Source organism: Kitasatospora sp. NPDC049285 (genome assembly GCF_040678815.1).
Taxonomy (GTDB): domain Bacteria; phylum Actinomycetota; class Actinomycetes; order Streptomycetales; family Streptomycetaceae; genus Kitasatospora.
In genome coordinates this window covers 1-21,996 of sequence record NZ_JBFAQR010000058.1, presented here as the reverse complement: position 1 = coordinate 21,996, position 21,996 = coordinate 1, and the positions used below count along the sequence as shown (strand labels likewise).

Here is a 21,996-nt window from a genome sequence, read left to right as displayed (position 1 = left end):
AGTACGTCCAGTACGAGGGCGACTCGGGCGCACGCCCAGCCGGGCGCCCAACGCCGCGCGCTGATGCGACGCGAATTGTCAGACAAGCCCTAGGGTCGGCGTTCGCCTCCGGCGGAAGGATCATCAACCGCCGGACGGGGTCCGTCCGTTGTACTCCGGTGAGGACCGTGTGCCGCGCGTCGACTCCGCGGCCACGTCCACCCGGGCCGCACCCCGTAGGAGCACGCCATGAACGGCACCGATCACCGCACAGATCGCCGCACCGACCGCGGCGTCGACCTCGACCTCGACCTCGTCCTCGACCCGTTGCCCACCCGCTGGCGCTCGCTGGCCGTCCTGAGCGACGACCCGTCCTGCGCCCGGGCGGCGCGGGAGATGGTGCGCCGCGCACTGACGGACTGGGGCCTCGGCGAGCTCGCCGACGACGTCGAGCTGTGCGTCTCCGAACTCGTCGGCAACGCCGCCCGGCACGCCGCGCCGGACGAACGACTGGTCAGCTCCGGCGTGCAGCGGCAGGTCACGGTGGCGCTGCGCACCCGCCCGTGCTGGCTCTTCCTGGACGTCACCGACCAGGACTCGCGCGCCGTACCGCTGCCGACCGGCGCTGCGGAGTCCGCCCCGGACGACGGGCGGCTGGCCTGCGGCGGGCGCGGGCTGCAGATCGTCCGGGAGCTGTCCGACCACCTGTGCTGGGCGCCCCGGGTGGGCGGCGGCAAGACCGTCTCGGCGCACTTCGACACCGTGGCCCGCACCGAGCGCTGACGACGCCGACCGGGGGCAGTGCGACCGGCCGAGCGCCGGGGCGGTCGGCCCGCGGGGCAGCGCGGTCGGCTCACCACATCACGGGCAGCTCCACCAGGCCGTGGATCAACGCCCGCTCCCGGTAGCGGAGTTGTTCGAACGGCACGGCGAGGCGCAGGCCGGGCAGGCGGCGCAGCAGGGTGCCGAGCATGATCTGCAGTTCCAGCCGGGCCAGCGGCATGCCGAGGCACTGGTGGGCACCGACGCCGAAGGCGACGTGCCGGCGGGCGTCGGCGCGCAGGTCGAGGGCTCCGGGTGTGGTGAAGACCGCGGGGTCGCGGTTGGCGACGGGGAGCATGCACAGCACGCCCTCCCCCGCCCGGATCGGCTGCCCGCCGATCTCGGCGTCCACCACGGCGACGCGCGGGATTCCGGGGTCGCCGACCACGGTGACGTAGCGCAGCAGTTCCTCGACGGCGTTCGGCAGCAGGGCGGGTTCCGCGCGCAGCGCGGCGAGCTGGTCGGGGTGGCGGAGCAGGGCGAGGACGGCGAGGGCGGCCATGTTGGCGCTGGTCTCGTGTCCGCCGACCAGCAGGACGCGGGCCATCGCGGCGGCCTGGGCGGGGGTCTGGCCCTCCTCGTTCACCAGGGTGGAGACGATGCCGTCGTCGGGTTCGCGGAGTCTGGCCTCGGCGAGTTCCTCCAGGTAGCCGACCAGGTCGGTCCAGCCGGCGGCGGTCTGCTCGGGGGTGGCGGAGTGGTCGACCAGGGTGCGGCTGCGGTCCTGGAAGAAGTCGTGCTGCTCGTACGGGACGCCGAGCAGGTGGCAGATCACCAGCGAGGGCACGGGCAGCGCGAAGGCGGTGATCAGGTCGGCGCCGTCGCCGGCGGCGAGCATCGCGTCGACCACCCGGTCGGTGATCTCCTGCACCTTGGGGCGCAGCTCCTCGGTGCGGCGGGCGGTGAAGTGCCGGGTGACCATGCGGCGCTGCCGGGTGTGTTCGGCGCCGTCGAGGCGCACGAACGGGGGCTCGCCGGTGAGCACGAACTTGCGGGCGGCGAACGGGAACGGGAAGCCGGGTTCGCGGGCGTCGGCGGAGAACCTCGGGTCGGCGAGGACGCTGCGGACGTCCTGATGGCGGGTCACCATCCAGGGCCGCGAACCGTCCAGCAGGGTGACCCGGCGGACCGGGTCCTGTTCGCGGGCCTGTTCGTAGGCCGGTGCGGGGGCGAACGGGCAGGCGCCGCGCGGTTCCGGGAAGACGCCCCGGTCGGTCGGATGCGAGGGGGTGGTCATCTCTGCGGCGCCCTCCGTCGGGACCGCGCGCTTCGCGCGGGCTCTGCCAGGACTACGGCCCGGGCGGTGGTCCCGGTTCACCCTGAACCCGATTCGTTGCGGAGCCGTCCTCCAGGTGTCGAAGACCGGCGACCCGATGCGAGGAGTGCCATGCGTCCGCCCCGTCCCGGCCGGCGTGCCGCGGCTGCCGCCGCCGTCCTGTGCTGCCTGCTGGCGGTGCCGGTGCCGCCCGCCCCCGCCGCCTCCCCGAAGCCGGCTGCGAGCCGCGACGCGGCGGGCGACCCGGCCAGCTGGCTGGCGTTCACGGGCGGGCGGTTGGTGTACGGGCAGGACGCCCGGGGCAATCGCGTCCCCGACTTCTCGTCCGCCGGGTACGCGGGCGGAACCCGTCCGCTGCCGACGGCCGCCGATGCGGTCACCCTGCAGCCCGCGGCGTCCGGCGACGACACGGCGCGCATCCAGCAGGCCCTGGACCGGGTGGCCGCGCTCCCGCCCGGCCCGGGCGGTCTGCGCGGCGCCGTCCGGCTGGCCGCCGGCCGCTACCGGGTCGGCAACCCGCTGCGGATCACCGCCTCGGGCGTGGTGCTGCGCGGCGCGGGCAGCGGCTCCGACGGCACCCTCCTGCTCGCCTCCGGCGACCCGCGGGCCCTGGTCGAGCTGGCCGGCACCGGCGAGCCGACCCGCTCCGGCCCGGCGCACGCCGTCGCCGACGCCTACGTCCCGGTCGGCGCGAGCGTGCTCACCCTGGACTCGGCGGCCGGCCTGACGCCCGGTCAGCAGGTGGTCGTGCAGCGGCCGCAGGAGGACGGCTGGATCCACGCGATCGGCATGGACGCGATCCCGGCCCGCGACGACGGCACCGCGTCCCACCCCTGGCCGGCCGGCGCGGGCCTGCAGTTCCGACGCACCGTCACCGCCGTCGACGGCAACCGGATCACCCTGGATGCGCCGCTGACCAACGCCCTGGAGCGCGAGTACACCCACGCGGTGGTCTGGCCGTACGCGTTTCCGGGCCGGATCTCCCAGGTCGGGGTGGAGTCGCTGAGCGCGGACGGCTTCGCCTTCACCGAGGCGGCGGGCTACGACACCGGCGGGTACTTCAAGGCCGCCCTCGCCCGCTTCTCGGCCGTCCAGGACGGCTGGCTGCGCGATGTCACCGCCGACCGGTTCGGCGCCGGGATCGGCTCCATCGGCGACAGCGCCTCCCGCATCACCTTCGCCGACACCGCCGCGACCCGGATGGACCAGGCGATCCCGCAGCGCGCCCCGTTCGCGCAGCCTGCCGCGTACTCCGTCGACGGCCAGCAGAACCTGGTCACCGGCTGCCGCGTCACCGGCAGCAACCTGCACGCCTGGACCACCGGCCCCCGGGTCGCGGGCCCCAACGTCTTCACCCGGTGCACCTCGGAGAACACCGGCCGCTTCCGCCTCGACGCCGGTCCGCACCAGCGCTGGGCCACCGGCACCCTCTACGACTGCCTCACGATGCGCGGCTCCCGCGGCCCCGCCGACGACCTCGCCCTCACCGACCGCAGCAATGCCGGCTCCGGCCAGGGCTGGGCCGGAGCCAACCAGGTGATGTGGAACGCCGACGTCGACTACTTCGCGATCCAGCAGCCGCCCACCGCCCACAACTGGGCCTTCGGCACCCGCGGCACACCGGTGGCCGACCAGGCGGACGGTATCCGCGTCTCCGACGGCGCACCGGTCGAGCCGGCCTGCCTGTACCCCCAGCAGCTCGCCGAGCGGACCTCGGCCGGTGCTCCACAGCCGGTTCCTGACGCACCGTCGGGCGGGCCGGGCGCCGCGCCGTCCGCTCCGGCCGCCGCGTCGCCGTCCGAGGGGGACGCGATCTGGCCCTTGGCGGCCTCGGCCGTGCTGCTGGCCGTCGCCGTGGCGGCCGTGGCGGTGCTGCGGCGCCGCGGGCGGTGAACCCGGGCGGGGGCGGGGCGCGTACTCCGAAGCGACGCGTTCCCGACACCCGAGGAGACCTCCGCGTGCAGCCGACCCTGCGACGGCCCCGCATCGACGACCTCGACGCCCTGCGCGGATTCGCCCTGTGCGGCATCCTGCTGGTCAACGTCCCGCAGCTCACGCGGATGCCCGGGGCCGTCGAGCCCGGCCGGCTCCACCCCGTCCGCGAGGCGCTCGACCTGACGGTCCAGTACCGGTTCTTCCCGATCTTCTCCTTCCTCTTCGGGTTGAGCTTCGCCCTGTTCTTCGACAGCGCAGCCGCCCGGACCGGCTTCCCCTTCCCGGTCGTCGCCCGCCGGCTGCTCGCCCTCGGCCTGCTCGGCGCCGCCCACCAACTGCTGCACCCGGGCGAGGCGTTGCTGCCCTATGCGATCGCCGGCCTGCTGGTGCTGCTGCCCACCGCCCGGCTTCCCCGCCCGGCACCGCTCTACGCGGGCGCCGCGCTCACGCTGGCCGGGTGCACGCTGGCCGGCGGCGGCCTGGCGCTGATCCCGGGCCTGTTCCTGCTCGGCTCGGCCACCGCCCGCTACGGCATCGCCGAGACCATCGCCGCCCGCACCCGCCAGCTCACCGTGGTCTTCGCACTCGCCGCGCCCGCGGCCGTCGCCGCCACCGTCTGGCAGCACCGCACCTGGCTGGACGCCGTCGCCTCCCGCTCGGCCACCGTGGCCGGCCTCCTGACGGCGCTCGCCTACACCTCCGGCTTCCTGCTGTGGCTGCGGACCCCCCTGCGGCCCGCGCTGACCGGGTTCTTCGCCCCGCTGGGGCGGATGGCGCTGACCAACTACGTGTCGGCGACGGTGCTGGTGCTCGCGGCGTCCCCGCTTCTGGGCCTGCACGGCTCCGACCGGTGGTACCGGGCGCTCGGCCTGGCGGTGGCCGTCCTCGCCGTCCAGGCGGCGGCGAGCCGCGCGTGGTTGGCCGGGCACCGCTACGGCCCGCTGGAGTGGTTCTGGCGCTGCGTCACCTGGTGGGAGCCGGTGCCACTGGCACTGCGCCCAGGGGCCCGGCCGTCGGCCGGTCGACCGGCCGGGGAACCCGCCGGGAGGCAGCGATGAGCGCTTCGCAGACCGGACGGCTCCGGGTGCCCGGAGCCGTCCTCCACTACAAGGTCCGGGGGTCGGGCCCGCTGCTCCTGCTGCTGCCGAGCGGCGGCGGCGACGCGGACACCCCGGACGGCATCGCCGACGTGCTCGCCGAGCGGTACACGGTGCTGAGCTACGACCGGCGCGGCCTCTCGCGCAGCGGGCTCGACGACGACGCCCCGCCGCCCTGCCTGGAGACGCACAGCGACGACGCACAGCGGCTGCTGGCCTCCCGCACCGAGCACCGGGCGCTGGTGTTCGGTTGCAGCACCGGCGCGGTGATCGGGCTCGACCTGGCACTGCGTCACCCCGGGCGGGTGCGCACCCTGGTCGCGCACGAGCCGCCCGCGGTGACGCTGCTCGACGCGGCGGAGCGGGAGGCCGCACTGCGCCTCCAGGAGCGGATGGAGGCCACCTATCGGGCCGAAGGGCGGATCTCGGCGCTGCGGACGTACGCGAAGGCGCTCGGCGGGGGTCTGATGGACCGTGAGCCGGGGGTGGTGTGGTCCCGGCCCGGTCCGCGGGAGATCGCCAACATGGACCGCTTCCTCGCCCACGACGCGGGCGCGACCTGCCGCTACAGCCTCACCCGGGTCGGCCGTGCGGCGCTGCGGACGTCACCGGTGCGGATCGTCCCGGCCGTCGGGGCGAGCTCGGCCCGGTCGACGGCGTACCAGGGCGCCGTCGCGCTGGCCGGCCTGCTCGCGTGCGAGCCGGTCGAGTTCCCGGGCGGCCACGAGGGCTACCTGACTCACCCGAGGGCGTTCTCCGCGGCGCTCCACGCGCTGCTCGACGGGAGCGCCACCCCGCCGTCCGTGCCGACGTCACCGGCCGCACCGTCCGCACCGGCCCACCGCAGCGCCTGACGCAGGTCACCGTTGGACAGGCCGTGGCGGGCGAGGAACATCCGCGGGTTGAAGTAGACGACCACGCGCGGACGTCCGTCGGCGCGCCGTTTGGCGCTGACGAAGGTGTGCGCGTACCGCTCGGCGGCCAGCGGCCGCCGGGTGAGGGCGTCACGGCAGCGCCGGTACGCGGCTGCGGCCTCGGCGCCGACGCCGAACTCGGTCAGGATCCGCTCGACCAGGGCCGCGGCCTCGGCGTCGCTGCGGCACAGCGGCGGCAGGGCGAGTTGGTGGACCGCCGATTCGATGGCGCCGGGAACCCCGTCCGTCATGGACAGGTAGGTGCCGGCCGGCCAGTGCCGACGGCGGTTGGACAGCCACTGCATCCGGTCTCGCGCGGAGGTGCCCGGGGGCCAGCTCGAGGCGGCGGCCGCCCCGACCGCCGCTCGGACGAGCGCGGCCGCCTCCCCGGGAGCGTGGTCGGCGGCGAGGCGGCCGAGCCGCTCCAGCCGGTCGGCGGTCAGCTCGCCGCGGTGCTGGACGTACAGCTTGGTGCGCGCGGCACCGGTCTCGGTGAGGTCGAGGCTGAGGTAGGAGACGGTGTCCTCGGGGTGCAGGGCGGCGCTGATCCGCTGCCGCTGTGCGGAGAGGCCCAGCCGGTCGAGGGCCTCGGCGCCGACCGGGCCGAGCAGGCCGGCACCGGAACTCCCCGCCCAGAAGTAGAGCTTGACGGCGGGTCGGCCGCGCTCGGACCAGCCCATCGCGTGGTAGGTCGCCATCGACTGGTGCCGAGGCAGCGGCCCGTCCACCCGGAACAGGTCCTCCACCCGGCGCAGCCGCTCCAGTGAGAGGCCGAACCGGCTGCCCAGCCGCTCGGTCAGGTCGCTCGCGCTGCGCCAGTAGGCGGGTGCGGTCGCGGGGGAAGCCTGGGCCTCCACCGCGACGCCCAGACCGGTGAGGCGGTCCTCCAGCACCACCGAGAGCTCCAGCGGGGTGCTGTCAGCGGTCGCGTACGACCACCGGGGTGGCCGGTCGATCCGCCGCGAGCCCCACGATCCGCTCAGCAGACGGTAGTTGTCGACGATCTCGGGTGCCCGGGCGGCGAGACCGGCGGCCTCGCACAGCGCCCGGACCCGGGACTCGCCGTACTGGACCATGGTCGGTGCAGGAGTCTCCATCCGGTCTCCCGCGGTCAGGCGCTCGCCAGCGCGCGGGACAGCGGGCCGCGCACCAGGATGCCGTCGGGGTCGAAGCGCCGTTTGAGCGCGGCGAAGTCGCGCAGGGTCGCCTCGCCGTAGTGGCTCCGGTAGTCGAAGTCCTCGAACACCAGGTCGGCGGAGGCGTAGCGCCGGAAGCGGTGGTCGGAGCCGGTCCACGTGGAGATCTCCCGGCTCAGGCCGCGCAGTGCCTGCCAGTCGGGGTGCTCGGGGAGGTCGCCCCACTCGCCGACCAGGGCGAGGTCTCCCCGGTGGGCGGAGAGCAGCGGGGGTGTGAAGGAGACGAACCGGATCCGCCGTTCGAAGGTGGCCAGGCGCGGCTGCCACAGGTGTCGATAGGGCATGCCGATCCTCCGTAGCGCCATCCTGGCCTCCGCCGCACATTCCGCCGGGACGTACGTCTCCAGCCACACGCGCTTGGGCGTGTCCGGCACCCGGGGTTCGATCCGGCCGGTGCGGCCGAGCGGGTAGACGGGTGTGGCGCCTTCGCGGGGCGCGATCGTGAGGGTGAGTCGGACGGCGATGCCCAGCTGGCCCATGGACCCGAACAGCCACCGGAACAGCTCGTCGCCGGGCCGGACGGTGATCGGCTCGCCGGTGCCGGTGACCAGCACCACTTCGGTGACCTGTTCCCAGAAGCCGCCGTACTGCTCGGCGCCCGGGCCGACCCCGCCGGCGCTGAGGTACCCGCCCACGGTGGCCGCCGGGCCGCCCTCGTTGTGCATGCGTAGCGTGTAACCGAGGGAGTTCAGTAGGGAGTTGACGTTCAGGACGGTTGCCCCTCCGCCCACCGTGATGGTGCCCTCGGCCGCGAAGTGGTAGCCGTCGAGTGCCGTGGTCGGTATCAGCAGCTCGCCGGGGAGCGGGATGTTGGTGCCGTTCATGGCGCAGGCGTTGCCGCGCACGCGCACCCCGAGTCCGGCGGCCCTGGCCGCCAGCACCGCGTCGCTGACCTCCGCTCCGCTGGTGGGGTGCACCAGGTGGTAGGAGCCGGCCGAGCGGCGGTAGCCCGAGTGCTCGGAGAGCGGGGCCGACGAGGTGTCAAACACCGGCGACCCTCCTGGCGGCGATGATCCGGGCGAGCTTGCCGATGGTGTCCCAGTCGGTCGGCGGCAGGTCCTCGATCAGGACGCCGTAGGTGTCGTGGACGTGCACCAGCAGTTCCTCGACGCTCAGCGAGTCGATGATCCGGTACTCCAGCAGCGGGGTGTCGACGGTGAGTTCGAACTCCTCGTCCTCCAGCAGGCTCTCGGCGATGAAACGGTGGATTGCGCGTTCGATGTCGTTCACGGTGGTCAGTCCTCCTGTGGTGGTGTGCAGAGGGTCAGCAGTTGTCGGCGGTCGACCTTGTCGTTCGGGGTGCGTGGCAGCCGGTCGAGCCAGTCGAGCCGGTCGACGACCAGGTGGCGCGGGAGCCGTTCGGAGAGGAAGCGCTTGACGTCGGTGGCGGAGACGCCGGGCCCGGCCGTCTGCCGGGCCACCGCGAAGGCGTGCAGCCGTGCGCGGAGTCCTTCGCCGGCCACGACCACGGCGGCGTCGGTGATCGCCGGGTGGGCGAGCAGGGCGCTCTCGATCTCGCCGAGTCCGATCCGGTGCCCGCGGACCTTCACCAGGTGGTCGCGCCGTCCGACGTACTCGTAGGCGCCGTCGGCGCACCGGCGGACGATGTCGCCGGTGGCGTACGGGCCCCGGTGCGGCGGGCGGCCGTGGTAGCCGGCCATCACGGTCGGGCCGTCGACCAGCAGTTCGCCCTCCTCGCCGACGGCCGCCTCGCGGCCGTCGGGACGGACCGCCCGGATCCGGTTGCCGCAGCAGGCGGTTCCGATCGGGACCGGGGTGGTGCGGTCGGCGGGGAGCGGCGTGACGCGGTGGTAGGCGCACACGTTGGTCTCGGTGGGGCCGTAGAAGTTCAGCAGTTCCAGGTCCGGCTGGTGGTTCTGGAGCGCCCGCAGCGGGCCGATCGGGAACACCTCGCCGGCGAAGACGACGGCGCGCAGCGGCAGCCTGCCGCGGGTCAGCAGCCCGCCGTACTCGATCATCAGGACCAGCGCGGAGGGCACCGAGTACCAGACCGTGAGGCGGTGCCGGTGGACCAGGTCGACCAGCGCACGGCCCGGTGTTCCCGGCGGGATGAGGTGCACGCCCTTGGGCGGGCCGGTCGAGCCGGAGGTGTAGAGGATGTAGGCGAGGTCCTCGGCTCCGCCGTCGGCCTGCGGCGCCGGGCCGCCGCCGTTGCCGGTGCCCGGGTGGCGGCCGTAGCCGGACCGGCCGGGGCCGCCGGGCGGCGTGGTGAGCACGGCCGGCCGGTGCTCGGCGGGCAGTGCCTCGTCGAGCCGGGCGAGCCGCTCCTCGGTGGTGACCAGTGCCGCCGGGGCGCAGTCGCGTATCAGGGCGGCCGCGCGCGGGGCGGGGGCCAGGGGGTCGAGCGGCACGTAGGCGGCGCCGGTCCGCAGTGCGGCCTGGAGCACGGCGACGGTGTGTGCGCTCTTGTCGAGCCAGACCGCCACCCGGTCGCCGGGCCACACGCCGAGGGCGCGCAGTTCGGCGTCGATGCGGTCGGCGAGCGCGTCGAGTTCGCGATAGCTGAGGGTGCCGTCGGGACCGCTGACGGCCGGTGCGTCGGGGTGCGCGGCGGCGGCGTCGATGACCAGCTGTTCGAGTCTCACAGGCCGACGCTCCGGGCGATCAGGTCGCGGTGGATCTCCGAGGTGCCGGAGAAGATCCGGGCCGCGACGGCGTCCCGCAGCTGCTGTTCGATGCCGGTCTCCTGCATCACCCCGCTGCCGCCGTGGAGTTGCACGGCGTCCAGCGCGCCTTGGACGGCGGCCTCGCTGATCGCCAGCTTGGCGAGTGACACGTCGAGGGTGGCGTCCTCGCCCTGGTCCCGGCGCCAGCAGGCGCGGTACAGCAGCAGCCGGCAGGTTTCGAGTCTGAGCTTCATGTCCGCGATGCGGTGGGCCACCGCCTGCTGCCTGGCGAGCGGCTTGCGGAACTGCCGGCGGGTGGTCACATGGGCGATGGTGTGCTCGAGCTGACGGTCCATCACCCCCACGTAGGCGGCGAACAGGCAGGACCGCTCCCACTCCATCGAGCGGGCGAAGATGCTCCGCCCGGCGCCCTCCGGACCGAGCCGGTTCGAGTCCGGCACGCGGCAGTCGTTCAGGTAGACGGCGGCGACCGGGGAGGTGGTCAGGCCGGTCTTCGCGAACGGCGCTCCGATCCGCAGTCCGGGGGTGTCGCGGTCCACCAGGAAGGCGCTGATGCCCAGGTAGCCGGCGGCCGGGTCGGTCATCGCGTACACCAGGAAGACGTCCGCCACCGGCGCGTTGGTGACGAAGCTCTTGGTACCTGACAGCACGTAGTGGTCGCCGTCGCGCACCGCCGAGGTCCGCAGGGCGTAGACGTCCGAGCCAGCCTCCGCCTCGGTGATGGCGTTCGCCGCGATCAGCTCGCCGGTGGCGAGCCGGGGCAGGTAGCGCTGCTTGAGCGCCTCGTCCCCGTGTTCGGCGATCGGCATCGCGCAGGCCAGCAGGTGGGCGCAGGCCGAGAAGACCAGGCCGGTGTCGGTGCAGCCCTTCCCGAACGCCTCGATCGCCAGTGCGGTGTCGAGCGAGTCCAGGCCGAGCCCGCCGTGGCCGGTCGGAACGCTCAGCCCGAGCAGCCCGAACTCGCCGCAGCGGCGCCACTCCTCGGCGCCGAACCGGTGCTCGGGTTCGCGCTGCGCGGTGCTCGCGTTGAGCGCCTTGGTGCAGAACTCCAGGGTGCGTTCGGCCAGCAGGCGCTGGTCCGGGGTGAGGGCGAAGTCCATCGGCGGGTCACCTCTGCTGCGGTGCGACGGGCGTGCGCCAGTTCGCGGGAGTGAAGGGGAGGTCGCTCTGCGCGGCGAGCGCGCGCCGGCGGCGGGCCTCCTCGTCGGCGGTCGGTGTGATCCGGCGGGTGGCGTACCCGAGGATCGGCGGGGCCATGACGGAGGTGAGGATCGCCGTCAGGATCACGATGGTGTAGACGCTCGGCGTCAGGATGCCCAGGCGCAGCCCGGCGGTCGCCACGATGATCTGGATGACGCCGCGGGCGTTCATGCCGGCCCCGACCGCCAGGGCCTCCCACCGCCCCAGCCGCCCGGCCCGGGCGCCGAGGAACGCGCCGGCGAACTTGCCGGCCACGGCGACCAGCAGGACGCCGGTCGCGGTGGCGAGCACCGTCGGCCGGGCCAGCGCGGCCAGGTCGATCCGCAGCCCGGCGGAGGCGAAGAACAGCGGCGCGAGGACGCCCAGGACCACCGTGCGCAGCGGTGCGACGCCGCCCGCCCCGGCCGTTCCCGCGCCGCCGAGCAGCAGGCCGGCCAGGAACGCGCCGAACATGGCCTCCAGGCCGAGGGCGTGGGTGCCGGCCGCGCACAGTACGACCAGGGCGACGGCGGTCGCCGCTGGTGCGCTGCCCGCACGGCGGGCGGCCCACCGGGTCAGACCGCGCACCAGCGGACGGCCCAGGGTGGCGGCGAGTGCCAGGACCAGGGCGACCCGCACCACCGACCAGGCCGCGGCCGAGCCGTCCACGCCGCCGGTCGCCATCGCGGACACCACCGCGAGCAGCAGCCAGCCGATCACGTCGTCGATCATCCCGGCGGCGAGCGTGAGTTGGCCGACGTCGCGGTGGAGCAGATCCATGTCGGCGAGGATCTTCGCGATCACCGGGATGGCGCTCACGCACAGGGCCACGCCGAGGAAGAGCGCGAACACGAGCCGGTCCGCACCGTCCGTCAGCAGCGGTCGCGGCACCAGGTAGCCCGCCGCGATGCCGAGGCCGAGTGGCACGACCAGGCCGGCCACGCCGACGCCGAGCGCCGCCGCGCCGCGGCGGCGCACCAGGGCCGTGTCCATCTCTGTGCCGGTCACCGCCACCAGCAGGATGACGCCGAGTTGGCCGACCGCGTCCAGCAGGTGGAACTGGTCGGACACGGGCGGCAGGAACCACCGGGACAGCTCCGGGGCGGCGCGGCCGAGCAGGGTCGGCCCGACCAGCACGCCGGCCGCCAGCTCGCCGACCACCGCCGGCAGTCCGATCCGGCCCGCCAGTTGGCCCAGGACCAGCGCCAGGAGCAGCAGGACGCCGAGTTGCAGGAGGAACAGCAGGAGTTGATGGGCCGGCAGGGGAGGGACGGGAAGAAGGTTCGACGGCACGGGATCTCCAACCGCTGACGGGGTCTCAGGTACGCGCGAACATCGACCCGGCGCTGGTGGAGCCCAGGTGTTTGTGCCACGGGTGGTTGGGGTTCTGCTCGACCTTCGCGAGGACCTCGCGCATCGCGGCGAGCGCGGCGGGCTCCGCGCCGTCGTAGACGTCGCCCTGCAGCACCTTGATCACCTCGACCCGGTGCTCCGGGTCGTGCAGGAAGGCGCTGAACAGCACGTTGAGCCGGTAGTAGACGGAGATGAACTCGTACCAGTGGCGGACCGCCGAGCGGAGTGTCGTCTCGTACGCCGAGAACCGGGCCCGGCCGAAGTCGCCGGCCCGGGCCGCGGCGATGATGTCCTGCGCGGCCAGCCGGGCTCCATTGAGCGCGATGCTGACGCCGCTGGAGAAGATCGGGTCGACGAACCGCGCGGCGTCGCCGATCAGCAGCCAGCCGTCCCCGGTCAGCTCCCGCATGGAGTAGCTGTAGTCCCCCTCGGCTTTGAAGGGGCGCACCCGGGACGCTGCTCGCAGGGCGTCCCCGAGGGCGGGCCGCGAGTCGACCGACTCCCAGAAGAAGCTCTCCAGGTCGCTCGCGGCCGCCTTGAACCGGCTCTTCTGGGTGACCACGCCCACGCTGGTGACGGTGTCGGTGATCGGGATCTGCCACACCCAGGTGTCGGTCATCGGCAGGAAGTGGATGACGATGTGCTCGCCCGCCCCGTCGGTGCCGTTCACGGCCTCCCGGTCGAGTCCTTCGAACCAGGCGTGGATCGCGTACTGGTCGAACACCGGATCGGCCGTCTTCAGCCTGAGTTGCCGGCCGAGGAGGGTGCCGCGGCCGCTGGCGTCCACGACCATCCGGGCCCGGACCGTCGACTCCGCGCCGTCGGCCCGGTAGACCACCTCCTTGACCTCGCCGTCGAGGTCCACCCGCTGGACGCGTGCGCCCTGGAGCACCGTGGCGCCGAGTTCCGCCGCGTGGTCGAGCAGCAGCTCGTCGAAGCGCCCCCGGTCCACGTGGAAGGTGTAGTCGAGCTGGACGCCCGGCTGTTCCCGCTCCGCGAACTGGACCTCGGCCACCGAGAGCCGGAAGCGGCGCCGGCGCGCGCGGTACCCGGCCTCCGGGACCTCGTCGTCGAGCGCGGACGTCCAGACCGCGCCGTACTTGCGCGGGAACCCTTCCTTGTCGACCTTCTCCAGCACGCCGATCTCCGAGAGCACCGGGGTCGTCGCGGGCACCAGCGACTCCCCCACGTGGGCCCGCGGGAATCGCTCCGCCTCCAGCACGATGCAGCGAATGCCGGCCTTGGCGAGTTACGAGGCCATGGCCGAACCGGCCGGTCCGCCACCGATGACGGCAACCTCGTAGTCAGAGTCGGACATCGCGTTCCTTTCCGTCGAGGGCCTCGAGCCCGCGGTGGGCGTTCATCAGAGCGGGTAGCCGAAGTGCTGGGTCCACCACGGGCCTTCGGGGGTGCCGTCCGGTCCGTGGTGGAGGCCGACCCCGAGGGTGCGGGCCTCGGGGTGGAGCAGGTTGCGGCGGTGGCCGGGGCTGTTCCACCAGGCGTGGACGACCTCGTGGGCGGTGCGCTGGCCCATGGCCAGGTTCTCGGCGGCGGGCTGCGGGTAGCCGGCCGCGCGCATCCGGTCGCTGGGGGTGGCGCCGTCCGGGGCGACGTGCGCGAAGTAGCGGCGGGCGGCCATGTCGGCGCTGTGCCGGCGGGCGGAGGTGCGCAGCCGCTCGTCGACGGTGAGCACCGCCAGGCCCGCGCGGCGGCGCCGTTCGTTGACCAGCACCAGCACGGCGTCCTCGACCTTGGTCCGCGCCGCGTCCCCGCCGGTCGGCCGGACCGCGCTGCGGGCCTCCTGCCACGGCTCCTCCACCGCGACGGCGGCCCGCACCGGTGCGGGAGCGGCGGGCGGTGCGGGTCGTGCGGCGGCGGGTCGCCGTTGCGGCGTGCTGCGGGCGGGTTTGCGGTTGCCGCGGGTGGGCTTCCTCTTCGGCAACGGATCCTCCGGCGCGCTGGGATGTGACGGTCGGTCAGCGTGGCTACACGACGCGGACGGTGGCGGTGTCGGCGAAGTCGACCAGCGCCTGCGCCGCGGCGGCGGGGATCGGCGCGGCGACCAGTGCGGCGAGCGCCTCGGCGCGGCGTTCGTCGATCCGCCGCTCGATCGCGGTGCGCGCACCGGTCGCCTCCAGCACGGCCCGCACCCGCGTGGCGTCCTCCTCGTCCAGCTCCGGGTCGCCGACCAGCGTGTGCAGGGTGTCGCGCTGGTCGGCGTCGGCGCGCTGCAGGGCGAGGGCGAGCAGCAGCGTGTGCTTGCCTTCGCGCAGGTCGTCCAGGCTGGACTTGCCGGTCTCGTCGGGGCTGCCGAAGACGCCGAGCAGGTCGTCGCGGAGCTGGAAGGCCTCGCCGATCGGCAGCGCGTAGTCGGTGAGCGCGGCGGCCACGGCGGGGCCGCCGCCGGCCAGGGCGGCACCGAGCTGGAGGGGGCGTTCGACGGTGTAGCGGGCGGTCTTGTAGCGGATGACGGTGAGCGGCCGTTCGGTGTCGTCGGCGGGCGCGGTGCCGGCCACCACGTCGAGGTACTGGCCGTACATCACCTCGGCGCGCATCGCGTCGATCACGGGCCGGGTGCGGGCCTGCTGATCAGCCGTCAGGGCGGCGCCGGCCAGGAGTTCGTCGGACCAGACCAGGGCGAGGTCGCCGACCAGGACGGCGCCGTTCTCACCGATCCGGTCGGCACCGGGCACGTCCGCGCCGTTGACGTCCGCGCCGTGCAGGGCGGCGAGGGCGCGGTGGATGCTGGGGCGGCCGCGGCGGGTGGCGGAGCGGTCCATCACGTCGTCGTGGATCAGTGCGAAGGCGTGGAACATCTCCAGCGAGGCGGCGACCTGGACCACCCGGGCGGGCGGTGCGGGGTCGCCGCCACCGGCGAGCCAGCCGATCACACACAGCTGCGGCCGCACCCGCTTGCCGCCGTTCAGCAGGAACTCACGGAGCATCCCGGCGAGTTCGGCGGGCAGCCGGAGGCTGTCGGCAGCCCTGACCTTGTCGGCCATGAAGGCGTCCAGCCGGGCATCGACCTCCCGGCGGATCACGGCGGGGTCCAGCAGGGCGGCGGGGAGCGCGGAGACGGTCACGGCCGGGTTCCTCCTCGGTGCGGCGGGACGGTGGAGCACTCCTCCGGACAAACGGGGCCCGCGGGGCGGCGGTTCACCGGGCGGGGGCGGCGCGTCGAACCGGCCCGGCGAGTCGGCCGTTCCTCCCGGTCGGGACCCCTGATCCGACGCTTCACCTTGCTGGAGGAACCGTGCCGCAGGACATCGACTACCCGTTCCCGCCGGCACCGCCGCGCGCCGACGAGCTGGTCGACCGGCTGAACGCGCGTTCGCTGGCGTGGGCGACCGCGCACGGACTGCTCACCGGCGCCGATGCGCGCGCCCGCTACGACGCCTGGGACATCGCCGCGCTCTCCTATTACCTCTTCCCGTCGGCCGACGAGGAGGGCCTGCAGCTCTACACCGACCTGCTGGGCTACTGGTTCCTGCTGGACGACCAGTTCGACGGCCCGCTCGGCGCCGATCCGGCCCGCGCCGCCGCCGTCGGCGAGGAGCTGATCGCGCTGCTCCACCTGCCGGCCGGCGCCCCGGTCCCGGACTTCCCGCTCGCCCGGGCCTTCGGCGAGCTGTGGCCCCGGCTGCGCCACGGCATGTCGCCGTCCTGGTGCGGCCGGATGACCCACCTGTGGGAACGCTTCTACGCGTCGATGGCCCACGAGGCGGTCTTCCGGGTCGAGCGCCGCCCGCCGACGCTGGACGACTTCGTCGAACTGCGCCGCGAGTCCGGCGCGATGGAGATGGTGGTCGAGATGATCGACCGGATCCGCGGCGTCGAACTGCCCGCGTCGGTCCGCTTCAGTCCGCTCCTGCAGCGCCTGCGCGGCATCGCCATGGACGTCCCGGTCTGGCTGAACGACGTCTACACCCTGGAACGCGAGGAGGCCCGCGGCGACACCGCCAACCTGGTCCTGGTGATCGAGCACCAGCTCGCCTGCGACCGCGTCCGCGCCCTGGACACGGCCGGCGGCATGATCACCGGCGCCCTCGAGGACTACGCCGAACTCTCCGACCAGATACCCGAGTTGGCCGGCCTGCTGGGCGGCGTGGCGGCCCTCGACGAGTACGTCTCGGTCCACCTGCGCACCATCATGGACGGCTACTACCACTGGGAACGCCGCACCATCCGCTACCAGCGCGCCCACGAACTCCCCGCCGACGGCCCGGGCTACCTGGAGGACCTGCTGGCCTCTCCCGTGCGCTGACACCTCGACAGCGGCGGCCCCGAACTCCCTGCCCAGGGGGTTCGGGGCCGCCGCTGTCGGCGCGTCAGGCGCCCGGACCGGGCATCAGGTGCGGGCGTGGGGAAGCATCGTGAACGGGGACGGGGAGATGGTGACGGCCGGGACGGGACGGACGTCGCAGCCGGGGCTGGGGGTGAGCTGCCAGCGGGCGAGGAGGGTCGCGAGGACGACGGGGATCTCGGTCATCGCGAAGGTGTCGCCGAGGCAGAGCCGGTTGCCCATGCCGAAGGGCAGGTACGCGCCGCGCGGGAGGTCGGCCGTCTCGGGACGGTCCCAGCGGTCGGGGTCGAAGCGGTCGGGGTTCGGGAACAGCCCCGGGTGACGGTGCATCAGGTAGGGGCTGACGATCACCTCGGTGCCGGTCGGGAACGGGATGCCGGACAGTTCCACGGGTGCGATGGCGCGGCGCATGAAGAGGCCGGCGGGCGGGTACAGGCGCAGGGTTTCCTTGACCACGTTGCCGAGGTGGTGCAGGCGCGGGACGTCGGCGACGGCGGGCGCGCGCCCGGCCAGCACCTGGTCGATCTCCTCCCGGACGCGGAGCTGGTGCTCGGGGTGGGCGCCGAGCAGGTGCAGGGCCCAGGCCAGCGAGTGGGTGGTGGACTCCATGCCCGCGGCGAGGATGTTGACCAGATCGTCGCGCAGCTGCTCGTCGGGCATCGCCTCGCCGGTCTCGGCGTCCCGGGCGGCGATCAGCATGGACAACAGGTCGCCGCGGTCGGTCCGATCGGCGCGGGCCTCGGCGACCACCCGGTCGAGGACGCCGCGCAGCCGGTGGATGGCCTGGTCGAAGCGGCGGTTGCCGGGGGTGGGCAGGCGTTCCAGGAAGGTCAGCGGGGAAACCGTGCGGCGGGCGATCACCTCCTGGATGACCGGCATCGACCGCTGGGCCTCCAGGGCGGCCCACCCACCGAGTTCGGTGGAGAACAGGGTGCGGCCGAGGACCGCGATCACCAGGTCGTACATCTCGGCGGGCACGTCGACCGGTCGGCCGGCCCGCCAGGAGTCGGCGGTGGCGGCCGCGCCCTCGGCCATGATCCGCACGTAGCCCTCGATCCGCTGCCGGTGGAAGGCGGGCTGGACCAGGCGGCGCTGGCGGAGGTGGAAGTCGCCGTCGGAGAGCATCACGCCGTTGCCCAGGAACGGGCGGGCCTTGTCGAAGAGCCGGCCCTTGTGGAAGGAGCGGGCCTCCCCGACCAGCACCTGCCGGACGAGCTGAGGGGTGGTCACCACGAAGGCGGGGTGCGGGCCGAGGCCGATCCGCACCACCTCGCCGTGCGCGGACAGTGACTCCAGGAAGGCGAGCAGCCCGCCGCGGCGCATCCGCAGGCCGTGGCCGAGGCCGGGCAGGCCGCCGGGGGCGAGCGGCGCGGTCGGCCGGGCGAGGGTGGTCGAGGTCATCGTGGCGGTTCCCTTCAGCCGGAGACCGGCGCGGCAGCGGTGAGCGGCGCGGCAGCGGCGAGCGGCGCGGCAGCGGCGAGCGGCGCGGCAGCGGCGAGCGGCGCGGCAGCGGCGAGCGGCGCGCCGGTGGTGTGGGTGCGGTAGCGGCCGGAGGCGAGCAGCCAGCCGAGGTGGGTGCCGGGGAGTTCGGCCTGGACCCGGGCGAGCAGGCCGACCGAGGACACGGCCGCGCCGAGGACGCGCTCGGACCGGGCCAGCAGGGCGCGTTCGGCGCGTTCCACGTCGGCCATCCGCTCGGTGATCGCGGCCCGGACCAGGCCGACGGCCTGGTCCGGCTCCAGCTCGTGGTGGTGCCGCACCACGGCGACGTAGTTGGTGGGGTCGCCGCAGGCCGACTCGCGGTCGGCGGAGGCGATGTCGTTGCACCAGGCGGTGACGTCGTTGACGGCGTCGGTCAGGTTGGTCCAGTCGGCGGCCAGCTCCGGCGGCATCTCGCAGCCGTACAGCTGCTCCAGCAGGTAGAACGCGGCCGGGCAGTTGGCGTCCCGGCGCAGCTGCCGGTACTCGGCGGGGCTGGGCAGTTCACCGCGGCTGCGCAGTTCGTGCTGGCGGACCGCGGCGTCGCGCTGCTTGGCGAGGTGGAAGACGAAGCGCTCGCGCCAGTGCGCGGAGGCGCCGGACGCGGTCCGCCGCCACAGGTCCGCGAGGGCGAGCTGGGCCGGCTCGGCGGGGTCGGCGAGGCCCTCGCCGCGGACGATGGCGAGGTAGGGCTCCCAAGCGGCCCGGACGTCGGCGGGGCCGAGTTCGGACTGCTCGTCGAAGTGGTCGTCGAGGTGGAACACCCAGAGGATCCACTGGCCGAACAGCGCGGTGCGGCCGGGCAGCGCGCCGGGCACCATCCGGGCGGCGGCCTGCTCGAAACCGGCGGCATCGACGCGGTCCCGCTGCGCCTGATCGCGGATCAGGCCGAGGTGTTCGGCCCAGCCGAGCACCTCGGCGCGCACCGGGGCGAGGTCCTCGGTCGGGGCTTCGGGGACACGGATGCCGAAGTGCGTGCCCCGACCCGCGGCGGGCGCGCCGTCGCCGTCGCCGTCGCCGTACAGCCCCAGGCGGGACCACAGGTGGCCGATCGCGAGCAGGGTGAAGATCTCGCCGAGCGCGGGCACCGTGAAGCGGAACGGGCGAGGGCCGATGGAGTCGGAGACGGCGTCGAGTTCGCCGTGCTCGCCGATCCGGTCGAGCAGGAAGCGGGCGCCGCGGGCGGCGGGCCCGGGGTCGTCCTGGACGCACAGGGCGATCAGCGCGTAGGCGGTGGAGACCGCGTCACTGGGCTCGCCGGGCTGCATGCCCCAGCCGCCGTCGGGGTTCTGGGCACCGCGGACGGCGTCCAGCGCGCGGGCGGCGATCCGGCGGCGGGCGGCGGTGTCGGGCAGGCCGGCCCGGGCGGTGGCCAGCAGGGCGCGGAACAGCGTGTGGTGGCGGCTGGCGCTCCAGTCGGGCGGGAACGACCCGTCCGGACGCTGCCGGTCGGCGAGGTACCGCAGGCCCTCGGCCAGCAGCTCGTGGTGGTCGGCGGGCCGGGCGGACAGCGCGTTCAGCGCGGCCGCCGTCATGCACGCTTCGGACGGCGCGCCGGCCACGTAGGTGGGCCAACCGCCGTCGGCGCCCCGGATCGCGGTGAGGTAGCCGAGCCCGGTCTGGATGTCCACGGCGTACCGGGCGGGATCGACCGCCTGCAGGGCCTCCAGCGCGACCGACACGTCGTCGACGTCGGCGAGTTCGGCCCGCTCGGTGTAGGACCAGCCGCCGTCGGGGCGCTGCAGAACGGCCAACCGGTCAGCGGTGCGCCGCAGTTCGGCGTCCGGCAGGCCGGTGGCGTGCAGCGCGAGGACTGCGGTGGCGGTGCACCAGGTGTCGGTGTCGGTCACGAACGGCAGCCCGCCGTCAGCACGCTGATGCGGCGTCAGCCGGGCGATGCCGTCCGCGACCAGGTCGCGGAAGCCGGGCAGCGGGGCGAGGGCGTGCAGCACGGAGAGGTGGATGAGCAGGTTGCCCTCCCAGATGCCGTCCTGGCCGGTGAGGGTGGCCGCGAGGAGCGCGAGGTCGGTCTCGGCAACGGCCTCGGGGTGGTCGGTGGCGGTCGCCAGGATCACCTTGACGGCGGTGTTCTGGACCTCGGCCCAGCTGTGCAGGCCGTCGGCGGCGAACGCGGCGGGGTCGAACGCGAGGGGCGCGGGCGTTGTCCGGCCGGCGTCCGCGGTGCCGGGGGTGCCGGGGGTGCCGGGGGTGCCGGCGGTGCCGGGGGGACCGAACAGTGACCAGAGGGCGGCCAGGAGGGCCCGCTTGCGGGAGCCGGTGAAGTCGGGGGACCGGGCGAGGGTGTCGGCGACGATGTCGGCGGGGAGGGTGCCGGCGCCGTCCAGGGCGGCGGTCGCGAGCAGCCGGTCGATGTCGCCGGGGCCGCCGGGGCCGGTCGCGGCGGCCCTCAGGTAGGCGGTGAGGCCGGGGCGGCAGGGCGAGGGCTCGCCGGTGCGGTCGAGCAGGCGCAGCGCGAGGGCGGTCTCCAGGACACGGCTGCGGCAGGGGTCACGCAGGGTGCCGTCGGCGTCGATCCGGGCGGCGACGCGGGCGCGCAGCCGCAGTCCGGCCTCGTGGAGTCCCTCGGGGAAGCTTCCTTCGGCCATTCGGGGCGCCGGTACGCTCCGCGGTCCACTCTCATACGGCTCTCCTCTCGTCGGCGGGCCACGGAGTGCTCACCGTGCCCGCGTGGCGGCGATCACCGGGCGGAACGGGCCGTACCGCGCCCGCAGTTCACTCCTTCTCCGGGTGAACCGGGATGCCTGGCACGACCGTCGACATCGGTGGGAACGGGTCGGGCCGGCAGGCAGGGCTCGACGGCCACCGGCAGGCCCGGGCGGCGAGCACGCGATGACGGCCCGTCAGTGGCCCTGGTGGCTCAGCCGAAGGCGGAGTCCCAGCCGGAGCTGGTGCTGCGCGGGGTGGCGGAGTCGCCGGTGGTGGTGCCGTAGTCGGGCGTCGCGGGACCGCCCGAGGTGGTGGGGGCGCCGTAGCGGGTCGGGGCGTCGGAGGTGGTGACGGTGCGCTGGGTGCCGGAGGTGGGGACGCCCGCGGTGGTCCGGCGCAGCGCCGCGGAGACGGTGGCGGAGCGGGCGGGCGTGGGCGTCGGGGTCTGCTCGGGCTTCTCCAGCCGGTCGACGCGCAGCACCAGGTTGCGTTCGGTGCGATCGCCCGGCCAGTCGACGTCCTTGCTCCGGACGATCTGGCTGCGGCCGCCCTCGACGTACGTCCACTTGCCCTGCACGGCACGGATGTTGGGCCGCCAGTTGCCCTCGTAGAGGTGTTCGAGGGCGAGTGAGAAGCCGGGCGCCTCGATCAGGCGGCTCTCCCCCACGGTGCCCTCGATCACGATCGGTGCGCCGGCGCCGGGCACCGTCACCACGGCCCGCTGCGGAAAGTCCGCCGCCACCGCTGTCACCGTGATCCGGCACGGCCCCTGATACCAGGCCATGGGTCTCCTCCCAATCGGTGGCGCGCCGCACCCGAACGCCGGCCGCCCACGGCGGGGAGAACGGCCCGGGGCATCCAGCCGGTTCGACGGGCGGTGCGCGCGTCCGCGTACCCATCCGCTGGTGTCGTTCACTGTCTGTGAGTGAACCCTGGTCGATGGAGGTGTCGTTCCTCTGGGGAAGGCCGGTTGGGGAAGGCCGGTGTCTGCCGCGGTCGGTGGCGATGTCGAATAGGTGGTTGTTGTCGTGTCGATCAATCCTTCGCCTGAGATCGCGGGGTTCTTCTCGTTCGTGACGGGGATGCCGTGGCCGGAGGCGGATGAGGATCTGATGCGGTCGGTGGCGGACGACTACTACGCGGTGGCG

17 protein-coding genes and 1 pseudogene are annotated in these 21,996 nt (G+C 74.4%); 5 read left to right on the top strand and 13 right to left on the bottom strand.

What is annotated here, in order from left to right; all coding sequences use genetic code 11:
• Nucleotides 1-228: 228 nt before the first annotated feature.
• Nucleotides 229-762: an ATP-binding protein gene (locus AB0K51_RS28025; protein WP_363459937.1), complete on the top strand. Its 534-nt coding sequence runs from the start codon at nt 229-231 to the stop codon at nt 760-762.
• 70 nt (nt 763-832) lie between these two features.
• Here the strand turns inward: AB0K51_RS28025 and AB0K51_RS28020 are convergent, their stop codons facing one another.
• The gene (locus AB0K51_RS28020; protein WP_363459936.1) at nt 833-2,038 is read right to left on the bottom strand and encodes a cytochrome P450; all 1,206 of its coding nucleotides are present in this window, start codon (nt 2,036-2,038) and stop codon (nt 833-835) included.
• Nucleotides 2,039-2,188: 150 nt separating this feature from the next.
• On the opposite strand from AB0K51_RS28020, the gene AB0K51_RS28015 reads away from it, so the two are divergent.
• From AB0K51_RS28015 to AB0K51_RS28005, 3 genes are all read left to right on the top strand, one after another.
• A complete protein-coding gene (locus AB0K51_RS28015; protein WP_363459935.1) occupies nt 2,189-3,970 on the top strand; it encodes a hypothetical protein in 1,782 nt (593 codons plus the stop codon).
• Between the two features lie 65 nt (nt 3,971-4,035).
• Nucleotides 4,036-5,070 (top strand): DUF418 domain-containing protein, encoded by a 1,035-nt coding sequence (locus AB0K51_RS28010; protein ID WP_363459934.1) that lies wholly within the window; start codon nt 4,036-4,038, stop codon nt 5,068-5,070.
• Nucleotides 5,067-5,963: an alpha/beta fold hydrolase gene (locus AB0K51_RS28005; protein ID WP_363459933.1), complete on the top strand. Its 897-nt coding sequence runs from the start codon at nt 5,067-5,069 to the stop codon at nt 5,961-5,963. Before AB0K51_RS28010 ends, AB0K51_RS28005 begins: the two co-directional genes overlap by 4 nt.
• Here the strand turns inward: AB0K51_RS28005 and AB0K51_RS28000 are convergent.
• The 9 genes and pseudogenes from AB0K51_RS28000 to AB0K51_RS27960 form a co-directional block, all read right to left on the bottom strand.
• Nucleotides 5,849-7,120: a hypothetical protein gene (locus AB0K51_RS28000; RefSeq protein ID WP_363459932.1), complete on the bottom strand. Its 1,272-nt coding sequence runs from the start codon at nt 7,118-7,120 to the stop codon at nt 5,849-5,851. The genes AB0K51_RS28005 and AB0K51_RS28000 overlap by 115 nt on opposite strands.
• A 14-nt stretch (nt 7,121-7,134) precedes the next feature.
• The gene (locus tag AB0K51_RS27995) at nt 7,135-8,208 is read right to left on the bottom strand and encodes an FAD-dependent oxidoreductase (protein WP_363459931.1); all 1,074 of its coding nucleotides are present in this window, start codon (nt 8,206-8,208) and stop codon (nt 7,135-7,137) included.
• Entirely contained in the window at nt 8,201-8,449 is a 249-nt protein-coding gene (locus AB0K51_RS27990) for an acyl carrier protein (protein ID WP_363459930.1), read from the bottom strand. The genes AB0K51_RS27995 and AB0K51_RS27990 overlap by 8 nt, the downstream gene beginning before the upstream one ends.
• A 5-nt stretch (nt 8,450-8,454) precedes the next feature.
• Nucleotides 8,455-9,825: an AMP-binding protein gene (locus tag AB0K51_RS27985; protein ID WP_363459929.1), complete on the bottom strand. Its 1,371-nt coding sequence runs from the start codon at nt 9,823-9,825 to the stop codon at nt 8,455-8,457.
• Nucleotides 9,822-10,967: an acyl-CoA dehydrogenase family protein gene (locus tag AB0K51_RS27980; RefSeq protein ID WP_363459928.1), complete on the bottom strand. Its 1,146-nt coding sequence runs from the start codon at nt 10,965-10,967 to the stop codon at nt 9,822-9,824. Before AB0K51_RS27980 ends, AB0K51_RS27985 begins: the two co-directional genes overlap by 4 nt.
• Before the next feature lie 7 nt (nt 10,968-10,974).
• Nucleotides 10,975-12,339, bottom strand: a complete 1,365-nt coding sequence (locus tag AB0K51_RS27975) for a cation:proton antiporter (RefSeq protein ID WP_363459927.1) — start codon at nt 12,337-12,339, stop codon at nt 10,975-10,977.
• Between the two features lie 25 nt (nt 12,340-12,364).
• Nucleotides 12,365-13,636, bottom strand: a pseudogene (locus tag AB0K51_RS27970) (NAD(P)/FAD-dependent oxidoreductase); the annotation flags it as partial.
• Between the two features lie 126 nt (nt 13,637-13,762).
• Complete coding sequence (locus AB0K51_RS27965; RefSeq protein ID WP_363459926.1) at nt 13,763-14,341, bottom strand: CAP domain-containing protein; 579 nt, start codon at nt 14,339-14,341, stop codon at nt 13,763-13,765.
• A 43-nt stretch (nt 14,342-14,384) separates the two neighbouring features.
• A complete protein-coding gene (locus AB0K51_RS27960; RefSeq protein ID WP_363459925.1) occupies nt 14,385-15,482 on the bottom strand; it encodes a polyprenyl synthetase family protein in 1,098 nt (365 codons plus the stop codon).
• Between the two features lie 170 nt (nt 15,483-15,652).
• Here AB0K51_RS27960 and AB0K51_RS27955 point away from each other — a divergent pair, with 170 nt between their 5' ends.
• Entirely contained in the window at nt 15,653-16,663 is a 1,011-nt protein-coding gene (locus AB0K51_RS27955) for a hypothetical protein (RefSeq protein WP_363459924.1), read from the top strand.
• An 84-nt stretch (nt 16,664-16,747) separates the two neighbouring features.
• On the opposite strand, the gene AB0K51_RS27950 is transcribed toward AB0K51_RS27955, so the two are convergent.
• The 3 genes from AB0K51_RS27950 to AB0K51_RS27940 all read right to left on the bottom strand — a co-directional run bounded on the left by AB0K51_RS27950 (nt 16,748) and on the right by AB0K51_RS27940 (nt 21,632).
• Nucleotides 16,748-18,103 carry a cytochrome P450 gene (locus tag AB0K51_RS27950; RefSeq protein ID WP_363459923.1) on the bottom strand — a complete coding sequence of 452 codons (1,356 nt, stop codon included), beginning with the start codon at nt 18,101-18,103 and terminating at the stop codon, nt 16,748-16,750.
• 14 nt (nt 18,104-18,117) lie between these two features.
• A complete protein-coding gene (locus AB0K51_RS27945; protein WP_363459922.1) occupies nt 18,118-20,787 on the bottom strand; it encodes a prenyltransferase/squalene oxidase repeat-containing protein in 2,670 nt (889 codons plus the stop codon).
• Nucleotides 20,788-21,059: 272 nt separating this feature from the next.
• On the bottom strand, nt 21,060-21,632 hold the full coding sequence (locus AB0K51_RS27940) for a hypothetical protein (protein ID WP_363459921.1): 573 nt from the start codon (nt 21,630-21,632) through the stop codon (nt 21,060-21,062).
• Nucleotides 21,633-21,996 lie beyond the last annotated feature (364 nt).

Coding starts and splice junctions, on each gene's coding strand:
- AB0K51_RS28025 (WP_363459937.1), top strand. CDS start 229: ATGAACGGCACCGATCACCGCACAGATCGCCGCACCGACCGCGGCGTC.
- AB0K51_RS28020 (WP_363459936.1), bottom strand. CDS start 2,038: ATGACCACCCCCTCGCATCCGACCGACCGGGGCGTCTTCCCGGAACCG.
- AB0K51_RS28015 (WP_363459935.1), top strand. CDS start 2,189: ATGCGTCCGCCCCGTCCCGGCCGGCGTGCCGCGGCTGCCGCCGCCGTC.
- AB0K51_RS28005 (WP_363459933.1), top strand. CDS start 5,067: ATGAGCGCTTCGCAGACCGGACGGCTCCGGGTGCCCGGAGCCGTCCTC.
- AB0K51_RS28000 (WP_363459932.1), bottom strand. CDS start 7,120: ATGGAGACTCCTGCACCGACCATGGTCCAGTACGGCGAGTCCCGGGTC.
- AB0K51_RS27980 (WP_363459928.1), bottom strand. CDS start 10,967: ATGGACTTCGCCCTCACCCCGGACCAGCGCCTGCTGGCCGAACGCACC.
- AB0K51_RS27950 (WP_363459923.1), bottom strand. CDS start 18,103: ATGACCTCGACCACCCTCGCCCGGCCGACCGCGCCGCTCGCCCCCGGC.
- AB0K51_RS27945 (WP_363459922.1), bottom strand. CDS start 20,787: ATGGCCGAAGGAAGCTTCCCCGAGGGACTCCACGAGGCCGGACTGCGG.
- AB0K51_RS27940 (WP_363459921.1), bottom strand. CDS start 21,632: ATGGCCTGGTATCAGGGGCCGTGCCGGATCACGGTGACAGCGGTGGCG.